General features: G+C 66.4%; 1 pseudogene. It reads right to left on the bottom strand.

Features of this window, described 5'->3' with window-relative positions:
- Window positions 1–1,272: pseudogene (locus tag PGX04_RS24470) on the bottom strand (hypothetical protein); the annotation flags it as partial.

Here is a 1,272-nt window from a genome sequence, read left to right as displayed (position 1 = left end):
GTGGTCGCCGGCCGGAACGTCCTGTGCGACGGCGACGCCGACGAACGTCGGGACCGCCTCGGGATCGCTCTCTAACAGGACGACCGCCTCGAGGTCGCTCTCGATCGTGGTCAGCCCTTCGCCGTCCGGCGCGTCGTCGGCGGTCACCGCTTCCGTGACGCGGCTGACGACCGTGTTGATCGGTGCCGCCTCGCCGATCGCGTCGTAGCGGTCGGCGAGCGCCGTCCGATGGCTGGGAACGGAGATGTCCGCAGCCGGATTCTCGTACCGAGGCTGTTCCCACGGCGTCCCGGTCGTCGTGATGTGTCCGGCGACGGCGTCCTCGAGGAAGTCGGGGACGCTGAACTCGAAGCTCAACTGCGGCCCGGTGAACGCCGTGATGTGCTCGAGCTCGCCGCTCGGAACGAGATCGTACTCGACGTCGGCGTCGGCCGCCCGCTCGCGGTGCCGGAAGACGAGCCCCGTTTCCCGCGTCGGGAGCTCCGACGGCGGCGCTGTCAGCGCGTCGAACGACCGGACGGTTAGCTCGTCGGGGATCAGCGACTCCCGGGTGACGGATGGTAACCGCTCGTGGTCGTAGATCGGTTCGCCCTCGTACTCCGGAACGAGATAGGGGAGCGTCGATCCCTCGTCTCGCGGCAGTCCGTACGCCAACGGGATGTCGGCGAGATCCTCGAGCCCTTCGATAGCCGTGTTCGTGATGTCCGCGAGCAGGTTCTCGACGGCGACCCGCTGGAAGCGGTCGGGAACGTCGTTGACCGAGAGCGTACTCGAGTGCGAGCCGAGTTCGGAGAGGATACGCGGAACCGTCTCGGAATCCGGATCCAGAAACTCGTTGTTGGGAACGGTCCGTGAGTGGGAACTGGCGACGTACAGCTGCGGCTCATCGGTCTCCGTATCGACGAAGACGTGCATCACTTCCCAGTCGTGCCAGTGAAAGTTGGTCGTAAACTGATCGAAGACCGAGTAGAACCAGAACTGGACCACGGCGAGGGGTGATTCCTCGTACTCGACGGCCTGATAGAACACCGTCGGCTCCGGCGGACTTCCCTCGCGATACCGTTCGTGGTAGCCGTCGAGCGCGTCGAATCCGGCGACGATGGTCTCCCCGTCGCGCTCGCTAGTGTACGACTGCGGATCCGTCGGAAACCACGGCTCGCGCGCGTCGAAGTACAGCGTCGGGGCGAACCGCGTCGCCAACGCTCGAGCCCTGTCGTCGTCCAGCCGGCTCGTCCGGCCGTCGCTCTCCCGTTCGAACGCCGAACAGCCGGC

Source organism: Natrinema soli (assembly GCF_028618695.1).
Note: the sequence above shows the minus strand (reverse complement) of the source record. Positions and strands in the feature narration are given on the sequence as shown.